General features: G+C 57.5%; 26 protein-coding genes and 1 riboswitch. Of the genes, 12 read left to right on the forward strand and 14 right to left on the reverse strand.

Going from position 1 to position 26951, the window contains the following annotated elements; genetic code table 11:
• Positions 1–16: 16 nt before the first annotated feature.
• Positions 17–2170 carry an ATP-dependent DNA helicase DinG gene (gene dinG / locus FHC49_RS01650; protein WP_220438379.1) on the reverse strand — a complete coding sequence of 718 codons (2154 nt, stop codon included), beginning with the start codon at positions 2168–2170 and terminating at the stop codon, positions 17–19.
• A 96-nt stretch (positions 2171–2266) separates the two neighbouring features.
• On the reverse strand, positions 2267–3637 hold the full coding sequence (rhlE, locus tag FHC49_RS01655) for an ATP-dependent RNA helicase RhlE (protein WP_220438380.1): 1371 nt from the start codon (positions 3635–3637) through the stop codon (positions 2267–2269).
• Between the two features lie 228 nt (positions 3638–3865).
• Here rhlE and cecR point away from each other — a divergent pair, with 228 nt between their 5' ends.
• The 5 genes from cecR to FHC49_RS01680 are packed head-to-tail and all read left to right on the forward strand — an operon-like array spanning position 3866 to position 9545.
• Entirely contained in the window at positions 3866–4543 is a 678-nt protein-coding gene (gene cecR, locus FHC49_RS01660) for a transcriptional regulator CecR (RefSeq protein ID WP_220438381.1), read from the forward strand.
• Complete coding sequence (hlyD, locus tag FHC49_RS01665; protein WP_220438382.1) at positions 4540–5535, forward strand: secretion protein HlyD; 996 nt, start codon at positions 4540–4542, stop codon at positions 5533–5535. The genes cecR and hlyD overlap by 4 nt, the downstream gene beginning before the upstream one ends.
• Positions 5528–7267, forward strand: a complete 1740-nt coding sequence (locus tag FHC49_RS01670; protein WP_220438389.1) for an ATP-binding cassette domain-containing protein — start codon at positions 5528–5530, stop codon at positions 7265–7267. Before hlyD ends, FHC49_RS01670 begins: the two co-directional genes overlap by 8 nt.
• A complete protein-coding gene (locus FHC49_RS01675) occupies positions 7257–8390 on the forward strand; it encodes an ABC transporter permease (protein ID WP_220438390.1) in 1134 nt (377 codons plus the stop codon). Before FHC49_RS01670 ends, FHC49_RS01675 begins: the two co-directional genes overlap by 11 nt.
• Before the next feature lie 48 nt (positions 8391–8438).
• Complete coding sequence (locus FHC49_RS01680) at positions 8439–9545, forward strand: ABC transporter permease (RefSeq protein ID WP_185666701.1); 1107 nt, start codon at positions 8439–8441, stop codon at positions 9543–9545.
• Here FHC49_RS01680 and FHC49_RS01685 read toward each other — a convergent pair.
• The 7 genes from FHC49_RS01685 to moaA form a co-directional block, all read right to left on the reverse strand.
• The gene (locus tag FHC49_RS01685; protein WP_220438392.1) at positions 9507–9917 is read right to left on the reverse strand and encodes a YbhQ family protein; all 411 of its coding nucleotides are present in this window, start codon (positions 9915–9917) and stop codon (positions 9507–9509) included. The genes FHC49_RS01680 and FHC49_RS01685 overlap by 39 nt on opposite strands.
• Positions 9918–10168: 251 nt before the next feature.
• Positions 10169–10873 (reverse strand): Bax inhibitor-1/YccA family protein, encoded by a 705-nt coding sequence (locus tag FHC49_RS01690; protein WP_035892249.1) that lies wholly within the window; start codon positions 10871–10873, stop codon positions 10169–10171.
• 53 nt (positions 10874–10926) lie between these two features.
• Positions 10927–11379: a molybdopterin synthase catalytic subunit MoaE gene (gene moaE, locus FHC49_RS01695; RefSeq protein ID WP_035892247.1), complete on the reverse strand. Its 453-nt coding sequence runs from the start codon at positions 11377–11379 to the stop codon at positions 10927–10929.
• A gap of 1 nt (position 11380) precedes the next feature.
• Positions 11381–11626, reverse strand: coding sequence for a molybdopterin synthase sulfur carrier subunit (gene moaD, locus FHC49_RS01700; RefSeq protein WP_185666703.1), 246 nt, complete (start codon positions 11624–11626; stop codon positions 11381–11383).
• Positions 11619–12104 carry a cyclic pyranopterin monophosphate synthase MoaC gene (moaC, locus tag FHC49_RS01705; RefSeq protein ID WP_185666704.1) on the reverse strand — a complete coding sequence of 162 codons (486 nt, stop codon included), beginning with the start codon at positions 12102–12104 and terminating at the stop codon, positions 11619–11621. The genes moaD and moaC overlap by 8 nt, the downstream gene beginning before the upstream one ends.
• A 3-nt stretch (positions 12105–12107) precedes the next feature.
• Entirely contained in the window at positions 12108–12620 is a 513-nt protein-coding gene (moaB, locus tag FHC49_RS01710) for a molybdenum cofactor biosynthesis protein B (RefSeq protein WP_035892242.1), read from the reverse strand.
• Positions 12621–12642: 22 nt separating this feature from the next.
• Positions 12643–13632, reverse strand: coding sequence for a GTP 3',8-cyclase MoaA (gene moaA / locus FHC49_RS01715; RefSeq protein ID WP_220438394.1), 990 nt, complete (start codon positions 13630–13632; stop codon positions 12643–12645).
• Positions 13620–13756, reverse strand: a riboswitch (molybdenum cofactor riboswitch). It overlaps the preceding gene by 13 nt.
• A 240-nt stretch (positions 13757–13996) precedes the next feature.
• Here moaA and yvcK point away from each other — a divergent pair.
• Genes yvcK through pmrB form a run of 4 tightly spaced genes read left to right on the forward strand, consistent with a single transcriptional unit; the run spans position 13997 to position 18379 of the window.
• Positions 13997–14920: a uridine diphosphate-N-acetylglucosamine-binding protein YvcK gene (gene yvcK / locus FHC49_RS01720; protein ID WP_185666706.1), complete on the forward strand. Its 924-nt coding sequence runs from the start codon at positions 13997–13999 to the stop codon at positions 14918–14920.
• A 59-nt stretch (positions 14921–14979) separates the two neighbouring features.
• Positions 14980–16611: a phosphoethanolamine transferase EptA gene (eptA, locus tag FHC49_RS01725; RefSeq protein WP_220438396.1), complete on the forward strand. Its 1632-nt coding sequence runs from the start codon at positions 14980–14982 to the stop codon at positions 16609–16611.
• A gap of 10 nt (positions 16612–16621) precedes the next feature.
• The gene (pmrA, locus tag FHC49_RS01730) at positions 16622–17296 is read left to right on the forward strand and encodes a two-component system response regulator PmrA (RefSeq protein WP_185666708.1); all 675 of its coding nucleotides are present in this window, start codon (positions 16622–16624) and stop codon (positions 17294–17296) included.
• Between the two features lie 3 nt (positions 17297–17299).
• Positions 17300–18379 carry a two-component system sensor histidine kinase PmrB gene (gene pmrB / locus FHC49_RS01735; RefSeq protein WP_220438401.1) on the forward strand — a complete coding sequence of 360 codons (1080 nt, stop codon included), beginning with the start codon at positions 17300–17302 and terminating at the stop codon, positions 18377–18379.
• Between the two features lie 359 nt (positions 18380–18738).
• Here the strand turns inward: pmrB and uvrB are convergent, their stop codons facing one another.
• Positions 18739–20763, reverse strand: coding sequence for an excinuclease ABC subunit UvrB (gene uvrB, locus FHC49_RS01740; protein ID WP_220438402.1), 2025 nt, complete (start codon positions 20761–20763; stop codon positions 18739–18741).
• A 246-nt stretch (positions 20764–21009) separates the two neighbouring features.
• Here uvrB and FHC49_RS01745 point away from each other — a divergent pair, with 246 nt between their 5' ends.
• The gene (locus tag FHC49_RS01745) at positions 21010–21147 is read left to right on the forward strand and encodes a hypothetical protein (RefSeq protein ID WP_220438404.1); all 138 of its coding nucleotides are present in this window, start codon (positions 21010–21012) and stop codon (positions 21145–21147) included.
• A 243-nt stretch (positions 21148–21390) separates the two neighbouring features.
• Here the strand turns inward: FHC49_RS01745 and bioD are convergent, their stop codons facing one another.
• Genes bioD through bioB form a run of 4 tightly spaced genes read right to left on the reverse strand, consistent with a single transcriptional unit; the run spans position 21391 to position 24994 of the window.
• Positions 21391–22068: a dethiobiotin synthase gene (gene bioD, locus FHC49_RS01750; protein WP_220438406.1), complete on the reverse strand. Its 678-nt coding sequence runs from the start codon at positions 22066–22068 to the stop codon at positions 21391–21393.
• A complete protein-coding gene (gene bioC / locus FHC49_RS01755; RefSeq protein WP_220438408.1) occupies positions 22061–22816 on the reverse strand; it encodes a malonyl-ACP O-methyltransferase BioC in 756 nt (251 codons plus the stop codon). The genes bioD and bioC overlap by 8 nt, the downstream gene beginning before the upstream one ends.
• Positions 22800–23957, reverse strand: coding sequence for an 8-amino-7-oxononanoate synthase (bioF, locus tag FHC49_RS01760; RefSeq protein WP_220438410.1), 1158 nt, complete (start codon positions 23955–23957; stop codon positions 22800–22802). Before bioF ends, bioC begins: the two co-directional genes overlap by 17 nt.
• Positions 23954–24994: a biotin synthase BioB gene (bioB, locus tag FHC49_RS01765; RefSeq protein ID WP_185666715.1), complete on the reverse strand. Its 1041-nt coding sequence runs from the start codon at positions 24992–24994 to the stop codon at positions 23954–23956. The genes bioF and bioB overlap by 4 nt, the downstream gene beginning before the upstream one ends.
• A gap of 83 nt (positions 24995–25077) precedes the next feature.
• Between bioB and bioA the strand changes: the two genes are divergently transcribed.
• The gene (bioA, locus tag FHC49_RS01770; RefSeq protein ID WP_220438411.1) at positions 25078–26367 is read left to right on the forward strand and encodes an adenosylmethionine--8-amino-7-oxononanoate transaminase; all 1290 of its coding nucleotides are present in this window, start codon (positions 25078–25080) and stop codon (positions 26365–26367) included.
• Positions 26368–26437: 70 nt separating this feature from the next.
• A complete protein-coding gene (locus FHC49_RS01775) occupies positions 26438–26914 on the forward strand; it encodes a kinase inhibitor (RefSeq protein WP_185666717.1) in 477 nt (158 codons plus the stop codon).
• Positions 26915–26951: the final 37 nt, after the last annotated feature.

Raw genomic sequence — 26951 nt, forward strand, 5'->3', positions numbered from 1 at the left:
ACAACGCTCGACCGGGCTACCGTTTTTTACGACGCGGCGATTTGGGTTTCGCCGTGGGGGCTTTTTGCTTCACTTCCGGCACTTCCGGGCGTTCAATCGGGAAAACCGGTAACGCATTCAGTAAACGCTTACCGTAGTTTTTGGTCAACAACCGCTTATCGTAGATAACCACTTCGCCCCAGCAGCCGTGGCTACGGATAAGGCGCCCAACCTGCTGAATCAGGTTAAACGATGCGCTGGGCAGGCTCTGCACCTCAAAAGGATAGCGGTTGAGGCTTTTCAGCCACTCCCCTTCGGTGATCACCACTGGGCTATCAATCGGTGGGAAGGCTATTTTGTGGATATGGACCTGGGTGAGCAGGTCACCTTTTAGATCCAGACCCTCGGCAAAAGATTGCAGGCCAACCAGTACGCTGCGCTCGCCGTTCTCCACCCGCTTACGGTGCAGTTCCACCAGCCGATAGCGCGGCTGATCGCCCTGCACCAGCAGCATCAGCCGCAGGTCGGTGACGTACTCGAGGAAACGCTGCATCGCGCGCCCGCTAGCAAACAGCACCAGCATGCCGTGATGTTTTTTACTCTCAACCTGCTCACGGAAGTAGGCCGCCATCTCAGCAATATGCTGCTCTTCGTTGTCGATAAGCGGTTCATATTGCATCTGTGGAATAACGATTTTGCCCTGTTCGACGTGGTTGAACGGTGAATCCAGCGCGACAAAGCGATCGCCAGCTTTCTCCTTCAGACCACTCATCTCCTGCAGACGGGAGAAGCTGTTCAGTGAACGCAAGGTTGCCGAAGTGACCACAATATGCGGCACGCTGCGCCACAGCAGACGTTCGAGCTGATCGCTCACGCGAATGCCCACGCAGTGGAACCAGACGTGCATCTGCCCATCGCGCATGTCACGCGTCGCCCACTTGGTGACCGGCGCGCCTGACGCTTGAGAGAGCGAAGCCAGCCGCCACAGCTTGCTTTGGGATTCAAACATGCCCAGAGCGCGGTTCATCTGCAAAATAATGCGGTGCAGCCGCACGATGTCGTGGCTGCCGGTTTTTTCACTCAGATCGTTTAAGAACAGCTCGGCAAGCCCGCGCAGCATCTCGGTCAGCTTGGCCAGACGCTGGCAAATCTCCATCACCTCGTCGGGCAGTTCCCCCATCGGGAAACGGTGTTCAGCCTCCTGAGTGACCGGCAGATAGAGATTCAGAATATTGTTGAGCGAGGCAATCAGTTCGTACAGCTCTTCGCAGTGGCTGTTTAGCCGTTCCGGCAGCGCCAGCGGCGGCGTGCTTTTCGGGCGGAACTGTTCCATGCAGGTCGCCACCAGCTTGCTGAAGAGATCGAGCTGCAGCCGATACCACGGCGCGGTAATCTCCGCGCTCATCTCCAGCGCGTCACGGGCGACGTCAGGCAAATGGTGGCCTTCATCCAGCACCAGCAGCAGGTTTTTCGGCTCTGGCAGCACCGCTTCGCTCTCCATCGCGGCCATCACCAGCGCATGGTTGGCAACCACCACTTCCGCCTCCTGAATTTCGCGGCGAGCGACGAAGAACGGGCATTCGCGGTAGTAGTGGCAGTTACGGTTCAGGCAGCTGGCTTTATCGGTGCTCAGGCGACGCCACAGATCGTCGTCAATGGCGATATCGGTGTGATCGCGCAGGCCGTCCCACTTGTAGCCGTCGAGGTCACCCTTCAGCTTCGCGCAGCGCTTCTGCTCTTCCTGATTGTTTGGCGTGAGTTCGTCGTCGAGGAACGCCAGCAGGTCCTGCTGGTTCGGCTCGGTACTGGCCAGCGCCGCCAGATTACGCGGACAGACGTAGCGCCCACGGCCAAAAGCAGCGGTAAAGCGCAGGTCGGGGATAATTTTGCGCAGCAGCGGCAGGTCTTTACTGTAGATCTGATCCTGCAAGGCGACGTTGGCGGTACTGACCACCAGCGTTTTTTGCTCTTCGCGGGCAATGGCAATACCGGGGATCAGATACGAGAGCGTTTTCCCGACGCCGGTCGGCGCTTCAATCGCCAGGTGCCGTCCCTCTTCTCCGGTAAGCGTTTTGGCGACGTCCGCAATCATCTGCCGCTGCGGCGCGCGGGGAATAAAGTCGGGGATCTGTTCCTGAAGCGCCTTGTACCAGGCGGCGATTTGCGCTTTTAGCGCAGCGGTCAAAGCCATGAGAAAACCTGAGATACTGTATAAACAGCCACTATTGTGGCATTTTCTGTACGCCGCCGCAAAAAAGAAAGCCCGGCTTTCGGCCGGGCTCGCAATTTACTGCGCTGCTGCAGGTTTACGCGGACGGCGCGGTGGGCGTGGCTTATCGCCAGCCGGCTTGCCCTCTGCGCTGCGCGGTTTGGCTTTCGGCGCACCGCCGTCGTTACGACGCGGCTGTTGCTGGCTGCGACCGGCCCCCTGACCTTGACCCTGGCCGCGACCGCGACCGCCGCCGTTGCCACCGCCACGCTGCTGGCGACCGTTCTGGATCGGCTCTGCTTTGATTGACGGATCGACGTCATAGCCATCGAGGGCGATACGTGGGATCTCTTTCTTCAGCAGACGTTCGATGTCACGCAGCAGTTTGAGTTCATCAACACACACCAGAGACAGCGCTTCACCGGTGGCCGCCGCACGGCCGGTACGGCCAATACGGTGCACGTAATCTTCCGGCACGTTCGGCAGCTCGTAGTTCACCACGTGCGGCAGTTCTTCGATATCCAGGCCACGCGCCGCGATGTCGGTTGCCACCAGCACGCGAATATCACCGGATTTAAAATCTGCTAGCGCACGCGTACGCGCACCCTGCGATTTGTTGCCGTGGATTGCCGCGCTGCGGATGCCATCTTTGTTCAACTGCTCTGCCAGATGGTTCGCACCGTGTTTGGTACGGGTGAAAACCAGCACCTGCTGCCAGTTACCCTGGCCAATCATCTGCGACAACAGCTCGCGCTTACGTTTTTTATCGACCATATGCACATGCTGCGTCACCTGCTCGGAAGCGGTGTTGCGACGCGCCACTTCGATTTCCAGCGGGTTGGTCAGCAGCTTTTCAGCCAGCGCTTTGATGTCGTCAGAGAAGGTCGCGGAGAACAGCAGGTTCTGGCGTTTGGCTGGCAGCTTAGTCAGCACACGACGGATATCGTGGATAAAGCCCATATCCAGCATGCGGTCCGCTTCGTCCAGCACCAGAATTTCAATCTGGTCCAGCTTCACGGCGTTTTGATGTTCGAGGTCCAGCAGTCGACCCGGCGTTGCCACCAGCACGTCAACGCCGCCGCGCAGCTTCATCATCTGCGGGTTAATGCTCACGCCGCCGAAAACCACCAGCGAACGGATGTTCAGGTAGCGGCTGTATTCACGGACGTTTTCGCCAATCTGGGCGGCCAGCTCACGGGTTGGCGTGAGGATCAGCGCGCGCACCGGGCGACGGCCTTTAACGTGCGGCTCGCGGGAAACCAGCAGCTGCAGCAGTGGCAGGGTAAAGCCTGCGGTTTTACCGGTGCCGGTCTGCGCGCTCGCCATCAGGTCACGGCCCTGCAGTACAGCAGGAATCGCCTGCTGCTGAATAGGAGTGGGTTCCTGGTAGCCCTGCTCAGCAACGGCACGCAGAATATCGGGGTTCAGTCCGAGGGAATCAAAAGACATACATACTCCACACCCACCCCGACCGCACGCGGTGTAGTTTTCGAGGGGATAAAAAACGGGGGAATGACAAAAACCACAATGTCATGAAGGGGCGGAGTGTAGCAGTTTTTGTGATGCACCGCATAAATTATCCCCTCCGGGGGAGAAAACAAGATTATTCACCAGACTGGACAAGTTTAAAAACGCGGCATAATCTTAATCAATCGTTTGATTAATTTTGGTGACGCCATGAGCACAACGCCAATAACCAGCAAAGGTGAACAGGCCAAAAGCCAGCTGATAGCCGCGGGGCTCGCCCAGTTTGGCGAGTACGGGCTCCATGCCACCACCCGAGACATCGCCGCCCAGGCCGGGCAGAATATCGCGGCGATTACCTACTATTTTGGCTCAAAAGAAGATTTATACCAGGCCTGCGCGCAGTGGATTGCCGACTTTATCGGTGAGAATTTCCGATCGCATGCCGAAGCGGCAGAACAGCTCTTTGCCCAGCCAGAGCCGGACAGAGACGCCATGCGCACGCTGATCCTCCATGCCTGCCAGAACATGATTTTGCTGCTGACCCAGGACGATACCCTGAACCTCAGCAAGTTTATCTCCCGCGAGCAGCTTTCGCCGACCGCCGCCTACCAGCGGATCCACGATCAGGTCATCGCCCCGCTGCACGCGCACCTCACCCGGTTGATTGCCGCCTATACTGGCTGCGACGCCAACAGTACACAGATGATCCTCCATACCCACGCGCTGCTCGGCGAAGTGCTGGCCTTTCGCCTCGGACGGGAAACCATCCTGATGCGTACCGGCTGGTCACAGTTTGATGCCGACAAGGCCGAGCAGATTTTCCAGGTGGTGACCTGCCACATCGATTTGATTTTGCAAGGACTGACGCAAAGGAGCCTGAAGTCATGAAAAAACCGGTAGCGCTTATTCTGGTCGTGGTGGTCATCGTCGCCCTGATTGGCGGCGGAACATGGTGGTATCAGAGTCGGCAAAATAACGGCCTGACCCTGTACGGGAACGTCGATATCCGCACCGTCAATATGAGCTTCCGCGTCGGCGGCCGCCTACAGTCACTATCGGTTGACGAGGGTGACGCCATCAAACAGGGGCAGACGCTGGGCGAACTGGATAAAGCACCGTTTGAAAACGCGCTGATGCAGGCAAAAGCCAACGTCGCCACCGCCCAGGCGCAGTACGACCTGATGATGGCGGGCTACCGGGCCGAAGAGATTGCGCAGGCGGCAGCGGCCGTCAAACAGGCGCAGGCCGCCTATGACTACGCGCAGAGCTTCTTGCAGCGCCAGCAGGGACTGTGGAGCAAACGGCTGTTGTCGGCAAACGATCTGGAAAACGCGAAATCCTCACGTGACCAGGCGCTGGCAACGCTGAAATCTGCGCAGGATAAACTGAGCCAGTACCGCGCCGGTAACCGTCCGCAGGAAATCGCCCAAGCCAAAGCCAATCTGGAACAAGCGCAGGCGCAGCTGGCGCAATCCACGCTGGACTTACAGGATACCGTGCTCACCGCCCCTTCCGACGGTACGCTGCTCACCCGCGCCGTGGAACCCGGCAGCATGCTCAGCGCAGGCAGCACGGTGCTGACGCTCTCCCTGACTCGCCCGGTCTGGGTTCGCGCCTATGTCGATGAAAAAAATCTCAGTCAGGCGCAGCCGGGACGCGAAATCTTGCTCTATACCGACGGTCGCCCTGATAAGCCATACCACGGTAAAATTGGCTTTGTTTCGCCTACCGCAGAATTCACCCCGAAAACCGTTGAAACGCCGGACCTGCGTACCGACCTTGTCTACCGTCTGCGCATTATCGTGACCGATGCCGACGATAGCCTGCGCCAGGGGATGCCAGTCACCCTGCGTTTTAGCGATGGGTCGCGCCATGAGTGACCAGCAGATTCAGCTGCACGGGCTGGTTAAACAGTTCGCAGGCATGAATAAACCGGCGGTGGCGAAGCTGGACTGCACGATTAACGCCGGCTACGTCACCGGGCTGGTCGGCCCGGACGGTGCGGGGAAAACCACGCTGATGCGCATGCTGGCGGGTTTATTGAAGCCTGACGACGGCAGCGCTGTGGTGCTGGGGCTCGACCCGATTCGAGACGATAGCGCCCTGCACTCAGTGATGGGGTACATGCCGCAGAAGTTCGGTCTTTACGAAGACCTCACGGTGATGGAGAACCTCAACCTCTACGCCGACCTGCGCAGCGTCACCGGCGAAGCGCGTGAGAAAACCTTCGCTCGCCTGCTGGAGTTTACCGCGCTCGGCCCGTTCACCTCGCGGCTAGCCGGTAAGCTCTCAGGCGGTATGAAACAGAAGTTGGGGCTCGCCTGTACGCTGGTTGGCGAACCGAAGGTGCTGCTGCTCGATGAGCCCGGCGTTGGCGTTGACCCCATCTCCCGCCGCGAGCTGTGGCAGATGGTGCATGAACTGGCAGGCGACGGGATGCTGATCCTCTGGAGCACCTCCTATCTCGATGAAGCCGAGCAGTGCCAGGACGTGCTGCTGATGAACGAAGGCGAGCTGCTCTATCAGGGCGAACCCACCGCCCTCACACGCACCATGGCCGGGCGCAGCTTTTTAATGCATAGCCCGGTGGAGAATAACCGCCGGCTGCTACAGCATGCGCTGAAGCAGGAGATGGTCAGCGACGGCATGATTCAAGGGCGCTCGGTAAGGGTTATCCTGAAGAAATCGGCAACGGCGGACGATCTTAAGCGCGCACCGGGGATGCCGGAACTGGAGATTGAAGAAACGACGCCACGCTTTGAAGATGCGTTTATCGATCTGCTCGGCGGTGCGGGCACCTCAGAGTCTCCGCTGGGGGCGATTCTGCACACCGTTCAGGGCACGGCGGATGAGACGGTGATCGAAGCCAGACAGCTCACCAAGAAATTTGGCGATTTCGCCGCCACTGACCACGTGAATTTTGCCGTCAAGCGCGGCGAGATTTTCGGCCTGCTCGGGCCAAACGGCGCGGGAAAATCCACCACCTTCAAGATGATGTGCGGCCTGCTGGTGCCAACATCCGGCAATGCGTTAGTGCTGGATATGGATCTGAAAACCGGTTCAGGCAAAGCTCGCCAGCATTTGGGCTATATGGCGCAGAAATTCTCCCTCTACGGCAACCTGACCGTCGAGCAGAATCTGCGCTTCTTCTCTGGCGTATATGGCCTGCGCGGTCGGGTGCAGAACGACAAAATCGAACGGATGAGCGAGGCGTTTGGCCTGAAGGAGATTGCTCGCCACACCACCGACGCCTTACCACTGGGCTTTAAGCAGCGTCTGGCGCTGGCCTGCTCGCTGATGCACGAGCCGGATATTCTGTTCCTCGATGAACCCACCTCGGGCGTTGACCCCATCACTCGCCGTGAATTCTGGCTGCATATCAATAGCATGGTGGAAAAAGGAGTCACCGTGATGGTGACCACTCACTTTATGGATGAAGCGGAGTACTGCGACCGTATTGGCCTGGTCTATCGCGGCAAGCTGATTGCCAGCGGCACGCCGGACGATTTGAAAGCCAAAGCCGCGGATGAGCAACAGCCTGACCCCACCATGGAGCAGGCGTTTATCACCCTCATCCACGACTGGGATAAGGAGCATGCCGATGAGCGCTAAAGGGCTATCGTGGCGGCGCGTGCGTGCGCTGTGCGTGAAGGAGACGCGGCAGATCGTCCGCGATCCCAGCAGTTGGCTGATTGCGGTAGTGATCCCGCTGATGTTGCTGTTTATTTTTGGCTACGGCATTAACCTCGACTCCAGCAAGCTGCGGGTTGGCGTGCTGCTCGAACAGCAGAGCAAAGAGGCGCTGGACTTCACCCATACCCTCACCGGCTCGCCCTATATCGACGCCACTATTAGCGACAACCGCCAGCAGCTGATTGAGATGATGCAGGCCGGGCGCATTCGTGGCCTCGTGGTGGTGCCGGTCGACTTCGACAAAAATATGGTCCGGTCAGGCAACGATGCACCGATTCAGGTGATCACCGACGGCAGCGAACCTAATACCGCCAACTTTGTGCAGGGCTACGTCGAGGGGATCTGGCAGTTGTGGCAGAAACAGCGCGCCGAGGACAACGGACAAAGCTTCGAACCGCTTATCGACGTGCAAACCCGCTACTGGTTTAACCCGGCGGCCATCAGCCAGCACTTTATTATTCCGGGGGCGGTAACCATCATTATGACGGTCATCGGCGCGATCCTGACCTCGCTGGTGATCGCCCGCGAATGGGAGCGCGGCACCATGGAGGCGTTGCTCTCCACCGAAGTAACCCGCGTCGAACTGTTGCTGTGCAAGCTTATCCCCTACTACTTCCTCGGCATGCTGGCGATGCTGCTTTGTATGCTGGTGTCGGTGTTTGTGCTCGGCGTGCCGTATCGCGGTTCGCTGGTGATTCTGTTTTTCATCACCAGCCTGTTTTTGCTCAGCACGCTGGGAATGGGGTTGCTGATTTCGACTATCACCCGCAACCAGTTTAACGCCGCGCAGGTGGCGCTCAACGCCGCGTTTCTGCCGTCGATTATGCTGTCCGGGTTTATTTTCCAGATAGACAGTATGCCAGCGGCGATTCGCGTGGTGACCTATATCATTCCGGCGCGCTATTTCGTCAGCACCCTGCAAAGCCTGTTTCTGGCGGGGAATATTCCGGTGGTGCTGATGGTCAACACGCTGTTTTTGATTGCCTCGGCGGTGATGTTTATTGGTCTGACGTGGATGCAAACCAAACGTCGGTTGGATTGATGCTTTCCCGGGGTCGCTGCGCTCGCCCGGGGACAATGGAGAATTCACATGCTGTACCGCTTATGGACGCTTATCCGCAAAGAGCTACAGTCGCTGCTGCGCGAGCCGCAGACGCGTGCCATTCTGATCATGCCTGTGCTGATCCAGGTACTGCTGTTCCCCTTTGCCGCCACGCTAGAGGTGACCAACGCCACCATCGCCGTCTATAACGAGGATAACGGTAAACATTCGGTAGAGCTGACCCAGCGCTTCGCCCGCGCCAAAGCGTTTACCCACGTTCTGCTGCTGCAAAGCCCGCAGGAGATCCAACCGACCATCGACACCCAGAAGGCGCTGCTATTAGTGCGCTTCCCGGCTGATTTCTCACGTAACCTCGACACGTTCCAGACCGCGCCGATGCAGCTGCTGCTCGACGGGCGTAACTCGAACAGCGCCCAGATTGCCGCTAACTATCTCCAGCAGATCGTCAAAAACTATCAGCAGGAGCTGCTGGAGGGGAAAGCGAAGCCCAATAACAGCGAGCTGGTGGTGCGTAACTGGTATAACCCCAACCTCGATTACAAATGGTTTGTAGTGCCATCGCTGATCGCCATGATCACCACCATCGGCGTGATGATCGTGACCTCGCTGTCGGTGGCGCGTGAACGCGAACAGGGCACGCTTGACCAGTTGCTGGTCTCCCCGCTCGCCACCTGGCAAATTTTCGTCGGCAAGGCGGTGCCCGCGCTGATTGTGGCGACCTTCCAGGCAAGCATCGTGCTGGCAGTCGGGATCTGGGCCTATCAGATCCCCTTCGCCGGGTCGCTGGCGCTGTTCTACTTTACGATGGTGATTTACGGACTCTCGCTGGTGGGCTTTGGGCTGCTTATCTCGTCGCTGTGCTCGACGCAGCAGCAGGCGTTTATCGGCGTATTCGTCTTTATGATGCCCGCGATTCTGCTTTCAGGGTACGTGTCGCCGGTGGAGAACATGCCGCTGTGGCTGCAGCATCTGACGTGGATAAACCCGATTCGTCACTTTACCGATATCACCAAGCAGATCTATTTGAAGGATGCGAGTTTGTCGATTATCTGGGGGAGTTTGTGGCCGCTACTGTTTATAGCGGCCACGACGGGATCAGTGGCGTACGCGATGTTTCGCCGCAAGATCGCCTGAGGCTTTCTCTTTCACCAGCAGCGAGAACACGGCTGGGCCTGCGAGGATAGCGAGCCCGGCCAGCGCCAGCAGGTAGTTATTGTGCAGCACGCGTGACAACAGCCAGACGACAATCATCGCCGCGCCGAAATACCAGGTGGTGGTTAACTCTTCGAGCACGTCGGCGAAGGCACGCCAGCGCTGCTCAGGGTGGCGCTGCAGCGCCAGCATCAATACGACGGTCACGGCATACAGCACGCAGAGCCCGAGGCCAACGCGTACCAGCGCGCCGCCCATCCAGCCCATCACCAGTGCGGCGACGACCAGTAAATGCAACATAATCTGCCAGCAACTGAGTCCCGTTGCGACACGAATTCGTTGTTGCCACTTCATGGCTTCTCTCCTGAAGAATTTTATTCGCTTATTCAGAGTACTCAAGTCTACGGAAAATTCCGTAATAGTGGTGCTTTTTGTGACGCTGTTGTCACTATTTTCACCAACAGAGTGATGAATTGTGCCTAAACATTCATTTAACGAAGAGGAAAATGCAGGGGATTAGGTGAGATTCCCGGCGTCGCTGCGCTCGGCCGGGCTACAAATTCGAGTCTGTAGTCCGGCCGAGCGCAGCGACGTCGAGGAGGTATTTAACGGCGGTTACCGAAAATACGCAGCAGCATCAGGAACAGGTTGATGAAGTCGAGATACAGCGTCAGCGCGCCGAGAATGGCGTATTTGCGCAGGTTCGACGAATCGCGAACGTCAATCTGCTCGCCGATATTTTTCAGCTTCTGGGTGTCATAGGCGGTCAGGCCAACGAACACAATCACCCCGATGTAGGTAATCGCCCACATCAGCGCATCGCTTTTCAGCCAGAAGTTCACCAGCGACGCCAGTACGATACCAATCAGCGCCATAAACAGCATGTTGCCAAAGCCGCTCAGGTCGCGCTTCGTGGTGTAGCCGTACAGGCTCATAATACCGAACATCCCGCCGGTCACCACGAAGGTGCTGGCGATGGACGAATAGGTATAGACGATGAAAATACTCGATAGCGTCAGCCCGGTGAGCGCTGAATAGAGCATAAACAGCGTGGTCGCCATGCCTGCGCTAAGACGCTGAACCATGCCCGAAAGCACGAACACCAGCGCCAGCTGTGCGATGATCAGCCCAAAGAAGGTAATTTTGCTGGAAAAGACAAACATCATCACCGCGGGAGTGTTTGCCGCATACCAGGCGATAAACGCCGTCAGCAGCAACCCGCAGGTCATCCAGCCATATACCTGAGCCATATAGGTCTGCAGGCCGCTACGCGCCTGCACAATTGAATCGGACCGAGGGAATCGTTCCATGACTTTCTCCTGAGTGTGAGTAGAACTTATTCTAAGCGTATCACATTCACGGCTTACCAGCGCTCGGCAGCGTGTTTATCGCTGTCGCGGGCTTCTACCCAGCGCTCACCTTCCGGCGTGGCTTCTCGCTTCCAGAACGGCGCACGGGTTTTCAGGTAGTCCATGATAAATTCGCCGGCGTCAAACGCGCTGCTGCGGTGCGCGCTGGTCACTCCGACAAACACAATCTCTTCGCCAGGCCACATTTCACCAATACGGTGGATGACCGTAACGCGGCCGAGCGGCCAGCGTTCGCGCGCGGCATCAACGATTTCCGCCAGCGCTTTTTCAGTCATGCCAGGATAATGCTCCAGGGTCAGCGCTTTGACGCTATCGCCCAGGTTGTGATTACGCACCTTGCCGGTAAAGGTCACGACCGCGCCATCTTCATCGCGCTCGGCAAGCCACGGGTATTCATCCCCAACGCTGAAGCGTTCGTGGCGGACGATAATTCGGGTCTCGCTCATCTTAACCTCCTGTTACCGGTGGGAAAAATGCCACTTCGTCGCCGTCTGCAACCGGATGGTCGAAGCTCACCAGCGTCTGATTCACCGCCGCCAGCAGCTTGCCCTCTTCCAGCGCCAGAGACCAGCGCCCTTCCTGCGCCGCCAGATGCTGGCGTACCGCTTCAACCGTTGCAAACTCAGGCGCCAGCGCCAGCGAATCGGTGCCCACCAGCTCGCGGACCTGAGCAAAAAACAGCACATTAATCATAGGAATCCGCCTTGAAATCGCCCGATTTTCCGCCGCTTTTCGCCAGCAGACGAACCGGGCCAATGACCATATCTTTTTGCACCGCTTTGCACATGTCGTAAATCGTCAGCGCGGCGACCGAGGCGGCCGTCAGCGCTTCCATTTCAACGCCGGTTTTCCCGGTCAGGCGACAGCGCGATTCAATGCGCACGCGGTGATGTTCTGGTTCGGCCTGCAGGTTAACTTCCACCTTGCTCAACATCAGTGGATGGCACAGCGGGATAAGATCCCAGGTGCGCTTGGCCGCCTGAATACCGGCAATGCGCGCCGTGGCGAACACATCACCTTTGTGGTGGCTGCCTTCGATAATCATCGCCAGGGTTTCCGGCTGCATGGTAACAAACGCTTCAGCGCGCGCTTCGCGAACGGTTTCCGCCTTGGCGGAGACATCCACCATGTGGGCTTCACCCGCCGCGTTGATATGGGTCAGTTGCGACATCGTTTATTTCTTCAGATGAGGGTGGAAGTTACACGGACGCGTACGGGCATCCAGCTGCGGGGCAATAATGTTGTCCCACGCGGTACGGCAGGCTTTAGTTGAACCCGGCATCGCGAAAATCAGCGTCCGGTTCGCCATACCGGCGACGGCGCGGGACTGCAGCGTCGCGGTGCCAATCTCTTCAAAGGAGAGCATGCGGAACACTTCACCAAAGCCTTCAATTTCGCGGTCGAACAGCGGCAACAGCGCTTCCGGGGCCTGGTCGCCATCGGTCAGACCGGTACCGCCGGTAATCAGCACCACCTGTACGTCGTCGCGGGCAATCCAGGCGGAAACCTGGGCGCGAATCTGATAGCGGTTCTCTTTGACGATGGCCTTATCGACTATCTGGTGCCCGGCTTCCTGGGCAGAGTCGCGCAGGAAGTGGCCGGAGGTGTCATCTTCTTCGCCGCGACGGTTGGAAATAGTAAGAATAGCAATGCGTGTCGGGATAAATTCAGCGCTCACCTGACTCATTTACGTGCTCCTTGATTTGGAATTATCCACCAATATAGGACAAATTCTGCGTAATTCCGGTATTGCCCTGATGCAGGAAGTGGGTCTGCTTTTTGTGGGTTAACGCTTCGGCAATACGCGCTTCCAGCGCCTGCTGCTGAGCGTCATCCGCCAGCAGTTCACGCAGGTCAACGCCACCGTCGCCAAACAGGCACAGATGCAGCTTCCCAATGGACGATACGCGCAGACGGTTACAGCTGGCGCAGAAGTCTTTCTCATACGGCATAATTAAGCCGATTTCCCCTTCGTAGTCGGGGTGACAGAAGACCTGCGCCGGGCCGTCGCTGCGTTGACGGATTTGATGGATCCAGCCGCGTTTGAGCAGTTCATCGCGCAGCACCATGCCAGAGATATGGTGCTTGCGGAACAGCTCGCTGCTTTCGCCGGTTTCCATCAGTTCAATAAAGCGGAGTTGAATGCGGCGCGGTTTGATCCACGCCAGAAAGGTGTCGAGCTGATGATGGTTAACATCGCGCATCAGCACGGTGTTGACCTTCACTTTTTCAAAGCCCGCGGTAAAGGCGGCATCGATGCCGTCCATAACCTGGCGGAATTTATCCTGACCAGTGATGGCATGAAACTGACGCGCGTCCAGACTGTCGACGCTAACGTTAATCGCGGTTAAGCCCGCATCGCGCCAGCCCGCGACGTCGCGCGCCATACGGTAACCGTTGGTGGTCACGGCAATCTGGCGGATAGCGGCATTCTCTCTCACAGCGGCGATAACGTCGGTAAAGTCGCGACGCAGCGAGGGTTCCCCGCCGGTCAGACGCACTTTTTCCGTACCCAACGCCGAGAAGGCGCGCGTCACCCGGCGAATTTCGTCCAGAGACAGAAATCCGTTATTGGTGACTCCGTTAGGCTGGTAGCCGTTTGGCAGGCAGTAGGTGCAGCGAAAATTGCATACGTCGGTAATCGACAAACGCAGATAGTAGAAGCTGCGTGCATACGCATCAGTGAGTTGTGAAGCCATAGACACCTTTCCAAATACGGGAGGCGAGATCATTTCTTCCTTCGCCCTGGCAACAGCGTTGGCTGTTGCGGCCAAAGCGCCCTATTTTTCAACTTAGGCACAGAGGCTAGAGTGTGTTGTTCAACCTGCATGGCAGGATGACTGAACCATGTTATGCCGAATAGTAGCGCGAGAATAAAGGTTTCGCCATTTTCGCTTTCGCTATATAAACTTGTATATAGCGAGCCTATCGTGCACTTTCCCTACAGAATACGTAAAAATCACGTTTTTGCATTGATATACGTCATTTTGCTGGGGGTGGAGCATCGTCTTTTAGAGGTAGTTAGGCTAATGTAAGCAGGTTTTTCAGACATAAGGAAGTTGTATGCGCAATCGCACTTTTGCCGATCTCGACCGCGTTGTGGCGCTCGGCGGCGGGCACGGACTTGGACGCGTGATGTCGTCTCTCTCCTCCCTTGGTTCTCGCCTGACCGGCATTGTCACCACCACCGATAACGGCGGCTCAACGGGGCGTATCCGTCGTTCGGAAGGCGGCATCGCCTGGGGCGATATGCGCAACTGTCTTAATCAGTTAATTACCGAACCCAGCGTTGCTTCGACGATGTTTGAGTATCGTTTTGGCGGTAACGGCGAACTTTCTGGACATAACCTCGGAAATTTGATGTTAAAAGCGCTCGACCACCTGAGCGTACGGCCTTTAGAGGCGATCAATTTAATAAGAAATCTGCTGAAAGTTGAGGCTTCACTGATTCCCATGTCCGAGCAGCCGGTCGATTTAATGGCGATCGATAGCGAGGGGCATGAAATCTACGGCGAAGTGAATATCGATCAGCTTGCGCTGCCGCCGCAGGAGCTGATGCTAACGCCGTCGGTTTCCGCGACCCGCGAGGCGGTGCAGGCTATCGCCGAGGCGGATCTGATTCTGATTGGCCCCGGCAGTTTTTACACCAGCCTGCTGCCTATTCTGCTGCTGCCAGAGATTGCCCAGGCGCTGCGCCGCACCCCGGCACAAATGGTTTACATTGAAAACCTGGGTCGGGAGCATAGCCCCGCAGGCCACTTGACCCTCAGCGACCGCCTTGCGCTGCTGGAGCACTACATTGGTAAACCCGTTATCGATGCCGTAATTGCTGGCCCCAAAACCGATATCAGCGGCGTAGAAGGGAAACTGGTGATCCAGCAACCGCTGGAGGCCAGCGACATTCCGTATCGCCACGATCGCCATCTGTTACGTGCTGCACTAGAAGAGGCGCTTCAGGCTTTTGGTCGCGTTTCCTTAAAATCTTAAGGTTGTCTTAAAAAACGTCGGGCAGCATAGCGAACATCAATCTATTTGGGTTCAACGCTATGCTTCGCCTGTTTCGCCATCGTCCTGCCGTCAGCCGACTGACCTACATCATCCTGTTTTCGCTGTACATCGCTCTGGCGCTGAACATCGTATTCTATCGCCAGGCCTTTACGCTGCTGCCGGTCGATGGCCTGCACAACGCGCTGGTGTTCCTGTCCATGCCGGTAGTCGCCTTCGCGGTGATGGCTATTTTGCTGACCCTGGCTTCGGTGATTCACTTAGAGAAAGTTGCCGCGACGCTGTTTGTTTTGCTCAGCGCCAGCGCGCAGTATTTCATGATGAACTTCGGCATCATTGTCGACCGTTCGATGATTACCAATATTCTCGATACCACCCCTGCGGAAAGCTACGCCCTGCTCTCCGGGCAGATGATTATGGTATTTGCCTTTACCGCTCTGCTCTCTATTGCGCTGGCCTGGTGGATCAAAATTAAACCGGCAGCAAGCGTGTGGCGCGGCACAATAATGCGTGCGGGCACCGTTCTCGTATCGGCGCTGTTAATTCTTCTGGTCGCCGGCCTGTTCTATAAAGATTACGCGTCGCTGTTCCGCAATAATAAAGAGCTGGTGAAATCGCTTAACCCGTCGAACAGCATTGTGGCGATGAACTCCTGGTATTTTCACCATGAGATGGATAACTTGCCGCTGGTGAAAATTGGCGAAGATGCCAAACAAAAAGCGGTGATGAAAAACGGCCCGCGTAAAAATCTGACGATATTAATCGTCGGCGAAACATCACGCGCCGCTAACTTCTCACTGGGCGGTTACGAACGTGAAACCAACCCATTGCTGGCAAAAGATAACGTCGTCTATTTCCCGAAAACAGCCTCCTGCGGGACGGCCACGGCGGTCTCGGTTCCGTGCATGTTCTCTAATATGCCGCGCACTGGTTATGACGAGTCGTTAGCGCACCACCAGGAAGGGCTACTGGATATCATTCAGCGGGCCGGGATTCAGGTGCAGTGGAACGATAACGATGGCGGCTGTAAAGGCGCCTGCGACCGCGTGCCGCACCAGGATGTCACCGCGCTGAACCTACCAGGGCAGTGCATCAACGGCGAATGCTACGATGACGTGCTGTTCCACGACCTGGAAAAAACCATTGATAGTATGCAGGGTGACGGCGTCATCGTGCTGCACACCATCGGCAGCCACGGCCCGACCTATTACAACCGTTATCCGCCGGAATTCCGCCGCTTCACGCCAACCTGTGATACCAGCGAAATCCAGTCCTGTACTCAGGAGCAGTTGAAAAATAGCTACGACAACACGATTTTGTACGTCGACCATATTGTCGATAAAGCGATAAAACTGCTGCAATCAAAACAGGATAAATTCACCACCAGCCTGGTTTACCTTTCCGACCACGGTGAATCTCTGGGTGAAAATGGCGTTTATTTACACGGGCTGCCTTATTCCATTGCCCCGGAAACGCAAAAACATGTGCCAATGCTGTTATGGTTATCTGATGATTATCAGAAGCGCTATGGCGTTAATTACGCCTGCCTGCAGCAAAAGGCCAAAGAAAATGACTACTCGCAGGATAATCTGTTCTCTACAATGCTGGGATTAACGGGCGTAGAGACTCAGGAATATCGCGCAGCGGATGATATATTAGCCACCTGTAAATAGAGGCCAGCAGATGAAAATATTAGTCGTGGAAGATGACACCCTATTATTACAGGGGCTGATTCTGGCAATGCAGAGCGAAGGCTACGCCTGTGATGGTGTAGAAACCGCACAGCAGGCAGCGCTGAGCCTGGCTAACGGACATTACAGCCTGGTAGTGCTGGATTTAGGTCTGCCAGACGAAGACGGCCTGCACTTCTTAAACCGCATGCGGCAGGAAAAAATGAGCGTGCCGGTGCTGATTCTGACTGCCCGCGATACGCTGGAAGACCGCGTGATGGGGCTGGATACCGGCGCCGATGACTATCTGGTGAAGCCATTCGCGCTGGAAGAGTTGAATGCCCGCATTCGCGCCCTGCTGCGACGTAACCTGAACCAGGGCGATAACGAAATTACGGTCGAGAATCTGCGTCTTAACGTCACCCGCCGTCAGGTCTGGCTTGATGAAGAGTTGCTGGAGCTGACGCCGAAAGAGTACGCTCTGCTTTCACGGCTGATGCTGAAAGCGGGCAGCCCGGTGCACCGCGAGATCCTCTACAACGATATCTACAACTGGGATAACGAACCGGCGACCAATACGCTGGAAGTGCATATCCATAATCTGCGTGACAAGGTGGGTAAAGCGCGGATTCGCACCGTGCGCGGGTTTGGCTACCAGTTGGTTAACGCAATCAGTAAAGCGGAGTAAGGCATGGCGCTATTTTCCATCCGCAAGTGGCCAATGCGGCATCAGCTGTTGCTCACCATCGGCGTGATTCTGGTGGTGTGTCAGCTCATTAGCGTGTTCTGGCTCTGGCATGAGAGCAAAGAGCAGATTGAGCTGGAAGTGGCGATGCTGATGCATAACCACAATAACGCCAAACACATCCGCCACGAGGTGCGTGAAGCGATTGCCAGCCTGCTGGTGCCCAGCCTGCTGATCATTGGCCTTGCGCTCTTCCTCTGCCTGCAGGCGGTAAAGCGGATCACCCGCCCTCTGGCCGACCTGCAACAAGAGCTGGATTCACGGACGCCGGGAAATTTGCAACCCATCTTTCTTCAACAGACCACCGTCGAAGTTGAGGCGGTGACCAACGCTATCAACCAGCTTGTTGATAACCTGACGCAGACGCTTAACCGAGAGCGCCTGTTTACCGCCGACGTCGCCCACGAGCTGCGTACGCCGCTGGCGGGATTAAAGCTGCACCTTGAGCTGCTGGAGAAAACCCAGAAGCTCAACCTGTCCCCGTTAGTACAGCGCCTGGACCAGATGACCGATAGCGTGGCGCAACTGCTGCTGCTCGCTCGCGTCGGCCAGTCGTTCTCCGCGGGGAGCTATCAGCAGGTAAATCTGTTGAGCGACGTGATTGAGCCACTGAAGGGCGAGCTGGAAACGATGCTGGAAACGCGCGCGCAAACGCTGGTGATTGCAGAACCGACACCGACGGTGACCGTTCCCGGCGATGCCACGCTGATGCGCCTGCTGCTGCGAAATCTGGTTGAGAATGCCCATCGCTATAGTCCAAAAACGTCAGCGATTACGCTGTCGCTGGTTCAGGGCGCGCGACCGATGCTGGTCGTGGAAGATGAAGGTCCGGGGATTGATGAGTCGAAGGTGGGCGAACTGAGCCAGGCGTTTGTGCGCATGGACAGCCGGTATGGCGGTATTGGTCTGGGGTTGAGTATCGTTACGCGCATCGCTCAGCTACATGAGGCGGCGTTCTTTTTACAAAACCGCGACACCGCAACCGGGACGCGGGCATGGGTAGAGTTTCAACCGACGAAGCGCTAAGGCGCTTCAGAAGGTGAGCATCCAGTGGCAAACAAAGCCGGCAACGATGGCAACAGAGACGAGCACGGTGAACAGCTGTTGGACGTTCAGATTCGACATAACACTACCCTCAATAATTTTACGGATAGTATCAGTAGATTATATTAAGCGAACCTTAAGGCTGGTTCCCGGCCCGTGATGGCTGCCGCAATTTTAGAGAAATAGTGCCCAGGGCGGCGTTCGAGCCACCCCGGGGTCGGCGTTAACGCCTCGCCCGGGCTACACAAACGCCTGATGGCGCTACGCTTATCAGGCCTTCTTAATTTTCACGCACCAGACTGTAGCCCGGCCAAGCGAAGCGCCGCCGGGGCGGCACCCACTCAGGACGTGGCGATAAACAGTTCGCGCAGCTGATGCAACCGGTCGCGAATCTCTGCCGCTTCTTCGAACTCCAGGTTCTGTGCGTGTTTGAGCATCTGCGCTTCCAGCGAGGTAATCTGCTGCTGCAGCGCTTTTGGCGTCAGCGCCTGAACATCCGGCTCGACGATGGTGACCGCGTTTTTCGACTTCCCGCGACCTTTGGCCCTGGTTTTCGCCAGCCCCTCACCCATCGCCAGAATATCAACAACGTCTTTCACCAGCCCCTGCGGCACGATGCCGTGCTCTTCGTTATAGCGCTGCTGTTTCTCGCGACGGCGCTCGGTTTCACCAATCGCTTTCGCCATCGACGGGGTAATTTTGTCCCCGTAGAGAATCGCTTTACCATTGATGTTACGCGCCGCACGACCAATGGTCTGAATCAGCGAGCGTTCGGAACGCAGGAAGCCTTCTTTATCGGCGTCCAGAATCGCCACCAACGAGACTTCCGGCATATCGAGGCCTTCACGCAGCAGGTTGATCCCCACCAGCACGTCAAACTCGCCCAGACGCAGGTCGCGGATGATCTCCATACGCTCCACGGTGTCGATATCAGAGTGCAGGTAGCGTACCCGCTCGCCGTGCTCTTCCAGATATTCCGTCAAGTCTTCCGCCATGCGTTTGGTGAGCGTAGTCACCAGCACACGCTCGTTAATCACCGAACGTTTACGAATTTCCGACAGCAGGTCATCTACCTGCGTGCCAACCGGACGCACTTCAATCAGCGGGTCAAGCAGCCCGGTTGGACGCACCACCTGGTCAATCACATCGCCGCCGGATTTTTCCAGCTCGTAGTTGCCCGGTGTTGCCGACACGTAAATTGTCTGCGGCGCCAGCGCTTCAAATTCTTCAAACTTCAGCGGACGGTTGTCGAGCGCCGACGGCAGGCGGAAGCCGTATTCCACTAGCGTCTCTTTGCGTGCGCGGTCGCCACGGTACATGCCGCCAATCTGGGGAATGGTGACGTGGGATTCGTCAATCACCAGCAGGCCGTCAGCTGGCAGGTAGTCAAACAGCGTCGGCGGCGGCTCGCCCGGCCCGCGCCCGGAGAGGAAACGCGAGTAGTTTTCAATGCCGGAGCAGTAGCCCAGCTCGTTCATCATTTCGAGGTCAAACTGGGTACGCTGGCTCAGCCGCTGCTCTTCCAGCAGTTTGTTATTCGCCAGCAGCACCTTGCGGCGGTCCGCCAGCTCCACTTTGATCTCTTCCATCGCCTGCACAATACGCTCGCGCGGCGTCACGTAGTGCGATTTTGGGTAGATGGTAAAGCGCTGAATGGTCGAATCAACGTGGCCGGTCAGCGGGTCAAACAGCGAGAGGCGTTCCACCTCTTCGTCAAACAGTTCAACGCGCAGCGCCAGATCGTCAGATTCTGCCGGGAAGATGTCGATAACCTCGCCACGCACGCGGAAAGTCGCGCGCTGGAACGCCTGATCGTTGCGGGTGTACTGCAATTCAGCCAGACGGCGCAGAATGGAGCGTTGATCGATAATCATGCCCACCGTCAGGTGCAGCATCATTTTGAGGTACAGGTCAGGGTCGCCCAGACCGTAGATAGCGGACACCGAGGCCACCACCACCACGTCGCGGCGTTCGAGCAGCGCTTTGGTGGCGGACAAACGCATCTGTTCGATATGTTCGTTCACCGAGGCATCTTTTTCGATAAAGGTATCCGAGCTTGGGACGTACGCTTCCGGCTGGTAGTAGTCGTAGTAGGAGACGAAGTACTCCACCGCGTTTTCCGGGAAGAACGCTTTCATTTCGCCGTACAGCTGGGCCGCCAGCGTTTTGTTCGGCGCCAGCACCATTGTCGGGCGCTGCAGGTCAGCGATGACGTTGGCGACGGTAAAGGTTTTCCCCGACCCCGTTACGCCCAGAAGCGTCTGGTGCGCCAGGCCGTCTTCCAGCCCCTCTTTCAGGCGTGAAATGGCAGCAGGCTGGTCGCCTGAAGGACTAAACGCAGAATGCAATTTGAAGGGTTTACTCATGGACAACGCTACCTGATGACGAATGGGCCGGGCTGGAGATTAATTCTACTCGCCGCCTGCCGAATTGCCAATAAAAAATACTGGATATAAAAACAGTAATCACTTACTGTATTTCGTGTTCCAGGGGCAACGGCACGCAAGAGCGGCTGAAATTTATCCTCTGACAAGATAAAACACCAGCCAGATAAGGTTATCCCCAGAATTTTTTCTCTTTTAACATTTGTCAATATAGGTCATGAAAGTTTTATGGCAATCCGCAGCACTTTTTATTACGCCATTGCTTTTATTTATCTTGTTGAAATTTATAAAAAACATCGAAAAGCCGCGTTTCGCATCAATTCAGGCGCAGGCCGCATGTTCTCTCGTTTACCGCAGGTTTTCTAACTCTAATACACAGGGTTATCCACAGGAATAGTGGATAACTGCCGCTAGCCCCTATCCCCCGGCACCCGGCGATTTGCGCAACGGCGTGTCAACGAGAAAGCAAAAAAATATTTTATCCCCGATTTTGATATTTATCAGCGAAAAAGCACGCCCATTTTGTCCATCAACATGGGCGATTTCCTTACGTTATCTGCGGGTTAGCGCTTACGAATGAAGATGGAAAAGGCGTGCCAGAAAAGCAGCTTACAGAGCGCTCAGGTCAAGGTATTGCCCAAGCGGTTGGGATTCAACCTCATCGCCAAGCCACGGGATCTCACCGAGCAGCGGCGCGGGAAGCATCCGCTGGAGCGTGCTCAGGTATTCTGCGTGGCGACGCCCCGGCGGCGTCACATCGTTAGCAATCCAGCCCGCCAGCCGTAGCCCTGCCTGCTGTACTGCCTGCGCGGTCAGCACCGCGTGGTTGATGCAACCAAGCTTCACGCCCACCACCAGGATGACCGGCATCTGTTCCGTTTTCACCCAATCCGCCAGGGTCAGCGTTGGCGAGAGCGGCGTAAACCAGCCGCCAGCCCCTTCCACCAGCACCCAATCGGCTTCGGCCTCCAGCGCGCGCAGCCCAGCGGAAAGCACGCTGGCCTCGATAGGCCGCAGCTCGTCGGCGCTGACGATATGTGGAGAGGTCGGCTCGGCAAAGGTATACGGGTTCACCTGCTCATAGCGTAACGGCAGCACGCTGTTGCGTTGCAGCGCCAGTGCGTCGCTGTTGCACAAACCGTCGGCGGTCATTTCGCTGCCGGAAGCCACCGGCTTGTACCCCGCCGTACGCCGCCCAAGCGAACCTGCGGCCTGGAGCAGCGCGGTGCTGGCGACGGTTTTTCCGACTTCGGTGTCGGTGCCGGTTACATAAAAGCGTTCAGTCACGCGAGATCACTCCTGTAAAAAGATGATAAGTCAGCGGGAATTCTCCCGCCTGAGACGGCCACGCCAGTTGAAGCTGCTGGAGCCTGCTGCGCGTCAGCGGCTGCTGGCTGCGCCCCTCGTGGAGATGCGTCGCGCCAATGCCTTTCAGGGAACGCATGGCGCTCAGCGCATCGGGAAAGGCCAGCGTGATGGAGGTAGCAACGCTGAGGCTGCGGTAGCCAACCAGCGCCTCCTGTAGCGCCGTCTCGGGAAGAAAACGGTTGGCGTGTGGACGCTGGTCAACGGCGCGCCAGGCCTGATTCAGCTCTGGCAGTGAGCCTGCCGTCAACGTGGTAAAGGCCAGCGTGCCGCCGGGGCTAAGCTGGTGATACAACCCCTCCAGCGCCACGTGGAGGTCGCTGCACCACTGAATAGCCAGATTGCTCCACACCAGATCAAAGCCGCCTTCCGGCAGTGGAATAGCTTCGATATCGGCCTGGAGATAACGGTCGGCTGCATGCTGACGCTGCGCCTGCTCAAGCATTTCAGCCGAGAGATCCAGCGCCGTTACGTGGCTACCTTTGTTACGCCAGTAGCGGCTGTAGCTGCCCGGCCCGCAGCCTGCGTCCAGCACGCGGTCAAACGCCCGCGACGGCAGCTGGGACAGCAGCTGCTGTGCGCTCAGGCGCTGTAACTCGTCGTGCTGATGGTAGTGCGCCGCCGCACGGCCAAATGCCGCCGCCACCGCCTGTTTATTGACGGTTGCCATGCAGCACCTCCAGCAGTCTGTCGATATCCTGCGCTTCGTGCGCGGCGGTCAGCGTTAAGCGCAAGCGTGCCGTCCCGGCGGGTACCGTCGGCGGGCGAATCGCCGTCACCCAACAGCCCTGCTCGCGCAGTTGTTCGGCCAGGTTGAGAGTGTGCTGGTTATCACCGACGATCAGCGGCTGAATCGCACTTTGCGAGTCGGTTAAGGTATAAGCCAACCCCTGTGCGCCGTGACGGAACGCGGCCACGTGCTGCGCCAGTTTTTCGCGTCGCTGCTGACCATCATCGCTCTGAATCACTGCCAGCGCCGCCTGTAGCGAAACCGCCTGGGCGGGCGGCATGGCGGTGCTGTAAATGAGATGGCGGGCGAACTGCACAAAGTAATCCGCCACGTCATGGCTGCACAGCACCGCCGCACCGCTCAGGCCAAACGCCTTGCCAAAGGTCACCACCAGCAGCTCAGGATGAACGCCCTGCTGCTGACAACTCCCCCGCCCGTTTGTGCCGTTGATGCCAATGCCGTGCGCATCATCGACCATCAGCCAGGCGTTAGCGTCGCGCGCGGCCGCAGCGATATCCGCCAGCGGCGCGCTATCGCCATCCATGCTGAATACCCCTTCCGTCACCACAAGCTGCTGGCCGTCGAGGGGGGCTGCCAGCAGCCTGGAGAGATGCTGGCTGTCATTATGCTGAAAGCGGCGCAGCTGCGCCGGGCTTAGCGTAGCGGCTTCAAGCAACGACGCGTGGCTGAGACGATCGGCAACGATCCGGTCTTCGCGCCCGGCAAGTGCGGCGATCGTCGCCTGATTGGCAGCAAAACCGGAGATAAACAGCAGCGCGCGGTCATAGCCCAGCCAGTCAGCCAATTGCTCTTCAAGGCGTTGATGGGCCTGGTGGTAGCCGGTCACATGCCCGGACCCACCGCTGCCCACGCCATACCGCTGCGCGCCCTGCTGCCAGGCCTGGATCACCTGCGGATGCTGGCTGAGGCCGAGATAGTCGTTACTGGAAAAGTTGCAGTAGCGACGCTCACCGCGCACCAGCCAGCGGCCTGCACCTTGCTCCAAAGGCTGACGAGAACGGAAAGCCTGGGCCTCCCGACGTTCGCTTAATGCCTGTTCAATGCGCTGCTGCCAGCTCATACCGCCGCCGCGTTGTAATAATCCTCGGTGTCTGGCGTCATCAGTACCTGCTCCAGACGCTGCTGCTGTTCGTTATCACCCGCCGTCACCGTGGTCTGCTGCGGATTAAGACCTAATTTGCGGAATAGCTGCAGGTCTTTGTCCTCTTCCGGGTTCGGCGTCGTCAGCAGTTTGCAGCCGTAGAAAATGGAGTTCGCGCCCGCCATAAAGCACATCGCCTGGGTCTGCTCGTTCATCTGCTCACGGCCAGCGGAGAGGCGGACGTGGGAGGTTGGCATCATGATGCGCGCCACGGCAATGGTGCGAATAAAATCAAAGGCATCAACATCGTCGTTATCCGCCAGCGGCGTACCCTTCACCTTCACCAACATGTTAATCGGCACGCTCTCTGGCGGCGTTGGCAGGTTGGCGAGCTGCAGCAACAGCCCGGCGCGGTCGGTGACGGTTTCACCAAGGCCCACAATGCCGCCGGAGCAGACTTTAATCCCGGCATCACGCACTTTATCCAGCGTGTCCAGGCGCTCCTGATAGCTGCGGGTGGTGATGATATTGCCGTAGAATTCCGGCGAGGTATCGAGGTTGTGGTTGTAATAATCCAGCCCCGCCGTCGCTAGCCGGCTCGCCTGGCTATCGGACAACGTGCCCAGCGTCATACAAGCTTCCAGCCCCATCTCTTTCACGCCCTGGACCATCTGCTCCAGGTACGGCATATCGCGATCGTTCGGGTTTTTCCACGCCGCGCCCATGCAGAAACGGGTCGAGCCCGCCAGCTTGGCTTTGCGCGCCGATTCCAGCACCTGCTCCACTTCCATCAGGCGTTCGGTTTCCAGCCCGGTTTTGTAGCGTGAGCTCTGCGGGCAGTATTTGCAGTCTTCCGGGCACGCGCCGGTTTTGATCGACAGCAACGTGCTCACCTGCACCTGCCGAGGGTCGAAGTGCTGGCGGTGAACCTGTTGAGCTTCAAACAGTAAATCGAGCAGCGGTTTATCGAAAAGAGCGGTGACCTGCGACATTGTCCAGCGTAAAGGGTTAGCCATTGGCTTCTCCGGGGTTTTGTTAATTTTCGGTTCGGTTTATACTCGTAAACCTAAAACTTTTCAAAATGGTTTACAAGTCGATTATGACAACGGACGATCTTGCCTTCGATAGCCGCCATATCTGGCATCCCTATACCTCAATGACTAAACCGCTGCCGGTCTACCCGGTAGTTTCCGCCGAGGGCTGCGAGCTGCACCTCGCCAGCGGCGAGCATCTGGTGGACGGCATGTCCTCGTGGTGGGCAGCCATTCACGGCTACAACCACCCACGTCTGAACGCGGCGATGAAGACGCAGATCGACCAGATGTCGCACGTGATGTTTGGCGGTATTACCCACCCTTCCGCCGTGGCGTTGTGCCGTAAACTGGTGGCGATGACCCCGGAGCCGCTGGAGTGCGTGTTCCTTGCCGACTCGGGTTCGGTGGCGGTGGAAGTGGCGATGAAAATGGCGTTGCAGTACTGGCAAGCCAAAGGCGAGTCGCGCCAGCGTTTCCTGACCTTCCGCAACGGCTATCACGGCGATACCTTTGGCGCGATGTCGGTGTGCGACCCGGATAACTCGATGCACAGCCTGTGGAAGGGCTACCTGCCGGAGAACCTCTTCGCGCCCGCGCCGCATAGCCGCTTTGACGGGGAGTTTGACGAGTACGATATGGTGGCCTTTGCCCGTCTGATGGCCGCGCATCGTCACGAAATTGCTGCCGTTATTCTTGAGCCTGTGGTTCAGGGCGCGGGCGGCATGCGGATGTATCATCCGGAGTGGCTCAAACGGATTCGTAAGATGTGCGATCGCGAAGGGATCTTGCTGATTGCCGATGAAATTGCCACCGGCTTTGGCCGTACCGGCAAGCTCTTTGCCTGCGATCATGCGGGCATCAGCGCCGATATTCTGTGTCTCGGAAAAGCGCTAACCGGCGGTACCATGACCCTCTCCGCCGCGATCACCACCCGTGAGGTTGCCGAGACCATCAGCAACGGCGAAGCGGGCTGCTTTATGCACGGCCCCACTTTTATGGGCAACCCGTTGGCCTGCGCCGTCGCGACAGAAAGCCTGGCGCTGCTGGAGAGCGGCGAGTGGCAAACGCAGGTGGCGGCAATTGAACGTCAGCTCAAGCGCGAACTCGCCCCGGCCGCCGACGCGCCGTTGGTCGCCGATGTCCGCGTGCTGGGGGCTATTGGCGTCGTCGAGACGCGCTATCCGGTGAACCCGGCGTTGCTCCAGCGCTTCTTCGTCGAACAAGGGGTGTGGATCCGTCCGTTTGGCCGCCTGATTTATCTGATGCCACCGTACCCTATTACGCCGCAGCAGCTGACGCGTCTGACGCGGGCGATATGTCTCGCGGTTGAGCAGGAAACATTTTTTATCCAATAAGCTGCGGTAATCTCCCCACGTTACCGCTACACTCCTTTGTTAATCAGTTGATTAACAAAGGAGGCAGTTGATGAAATTAGTCAGCCACGACCTGCGTGACGGTGAAAAGCTCCCTCATCGCCAGGTGTTCAACGGCATGGGCTACGATGGCGAAAACCTTTCTCCCCATCTGGCCTGGGATGACGTTCCTGCGGGCACCAAAAGCTTTGTCGTAACCTGCTACGATCCGGATGCCCCAACCGGCTCCGGCTGGTGGCACTGGATCGTTGCCAATATTCCAGCCGACACCCGTGAACTGCCAACCGGTGCGGGCTCTGGTCTGGTCGGGTTACCGGCAGGCGCCCTGCAAACCCGGACCGACTTCGGTAAAGCGGGCTACGGCGGCGCGGCACCGCCGAAAGGCGAAACCCACCGTTATATCTTCACCGTCCACGCGATGGACGTTGAAAGCATTGACGTTGATGAAGGTGCCAGCGGCGCGATGGTCGGCTTCAACGTGCACTTCCATAGCCTCGGCAGCGCATCCATCACCGCCCTGTTCAGCTAATCGCCCCCTAATCCGTTCACGCCCTGCCAGGGAAACC

This window comes from Kluyvera sp. EC_51 (assembly GCF_019584505.1).
Lineage (GTDB): Bacteria > Pseudomonadota > Gammaproteobacteria > Enterobacterales > Enterobacteriaceae > Kluyvera > Kluyvera sichuanensis.

What these genes read in the sequence shown, in the direction of transcription:
- dinG (WP_220438379.1), bottom strand. Translation starts at nt 2,170, where the DNA reads ATGGCTTTGACCGCTGCGCTAAAAGCGCAAATCGCCGCCTGGTACAAG.
- rhlE (WP_220438380.1), bottom strand. Translation starts at nt 3,637, where the DNA reads ATGTCTTTTGATTCCCTCGGACTGAACCCCGATATTCTGCGTGCCGTT.
- cecR (WP_220438381.1), top strand. Translation starts at nt 3,866, where the DNA reads ATGAGCACAACGCCAATAACCAGCAAAGGTGAACAGGCCAAAAGCCAG.
- hlyD (WP_220438382.1), top strand. Translation starts at nt 4,540, where the DNA reads ATGAAAAAACCGGTAGCGCTTATTCTGGTCGTGGTGGTCATCGTCGCC.
- FHC49_RS01670 (WP_220438389.1), top strand. Translation starts at nt 5,528, where the DNA reads ATGAGTGACCAGCAGATTCAGCTGCACGGGCTGGTTAAACAGTTCGCA.
- FHC49_RS01675 (WP_220438390.1), top strand. Translation starts at nt 7,257, where the DNA reads ATGAGCGCTAAAGGGCTATCGTGGCGGCGCGTGCGTGCGCTGTGCGTG.
- FHC49_RS01680 (WP_185666701.1), top strand. Translation starts at nt 8,439, where the DNA reads ATGCTGTACCGCTTATGGACGCTTATCCGCAAAGAGCTACAGTCGCTG.
- FHC49_RS01685 (WP_220438392.1), bottom strand. Translation starts at nt 9,917, where the DNA reads ATGAAGTGGCAACAACGAATTCGTGTCGCAACGGGACTCAGTTGCTGG.
- FHC49_RS01690 (WP_035892249.1), bottom strand. Translation starts at nt 10,873, where the DNA reads ATGGAACGATTCCCTCGGTCCGATTCAATTGTGCAGGCGCGTAGCGGC.
- moaE (WP_035892247.1), bottom strand. Translation starts at nt 11,379, where the DNA reads ATGAGCGAGACCCGAATTATCGTCCGCCACGAACGCTTCAGCGTTGGG.
- moaD (WP_185666703.1), bottom strand. Translation starts at nt 11,626, where the DNA reads ATGATTAATGTGCTGTTTTTTGCTCAGGTCCGCGAGCTGGTGGGCACC.
- moaC (WP_185666704.1), bottom strand. Translation starts at nt 12,104, where the DNA reads ATGTCGCAACTGACCCATATCAACGCGGCGGGTGAAGCCCACATGGTG.
- moaB (WP_035892242.1), bottom strand. Translation starts at nt 12,620, where the DNA reads ATGAGTCAGGTGAGCGCTGAATTTATCCCGACACGCATTGCTATTCTT.
- moaA (WP_220438394.1), bottom strand. Translation starts at nt 13,632, where the DNA reads ATGGCTTCACAACTCACTGATGCGTATGCACGCAGCTTCTACTATCTG.
- yvcK (WP_185666706.1), top strand. Translation starts at nt 13,997, where the DNA reads ATGCGCAATCGCACTTTTGCCGATCTCGACCGCGTTGTGGCGCTCGGC.
- eptA (WP_220438396.1), top strand. Translation starts at nt 14,980, where the DNA reads ATGCTTCGCCTGTTTCGCCATCGTCCTGCCGTCAGCCGACTGACCTAC.
- pmrA (WP_185666708.1), top strand. Translation starts at nt 16,622, where the DNA reads ATGAAAATATTAGTCGTGGAAGATGACACCCTATTATTACAGGGGCTG.
- pmrB (WP_220438401.1), top strand. Translation starts at nt 17,300, where the DNA reads ATGGCGCTATTTTCCATCCGCAAGTGGCCAATGCGGCATCAGCTGTTG.
- uvrB (WP_220438402.1), bottom strand. Translation starts at nt 20,763, where the DNA reads ATGAGTAAACCCTTCAAATTGCATTCTGCGTTTAGTCCTTCAGGCGAC.
- FHC49_RS01745 (WP_220438404.1), top strand. Translation starts at nt 21,010, where the DNA reads ATGGCAATCCGCAGCACTTTTTATTACGCCATTGCTTTTATTTATCTT.
- bioC (WP_220438408.1), bottom strand. Translation starts at nt 22,816, where the DNA reads ATGGCAACCGTCAATAAACAGGCGGTGGCGGCGGCATTTGGCCGTGCG.
- bioF (WP_220438410.1), bottom strand. Translation starts at nt 23,957, where the DNA reads ATGAGCTGGCAGCAGCGCATTGAACAGGCATTAAGCGAACGTCGGGAG.
- bioB (WP_185666715.1), bottom strand. Translation starts at nt 24,994, where the DNA reads ATGGCTAACCCTTTACGCTGGACAATGTCGCAGGTCACCGCTCTTTTC.
- bioA (WP_220438411.1), top strand. Translation starts at nt 25,078, where the DNA reads ATGACAACGGACGATCTTGCCTTCGATAGCCGCCATATCTGGCATCCC.
- FHC49_RS01775 (WP_185666717.1), top strand. Translation starts at nt 26,438, where the DNA reads ATGAAATTAGTCAGCCACGACCTGCGTGACGGTGAAAAGCTCCCTCAT.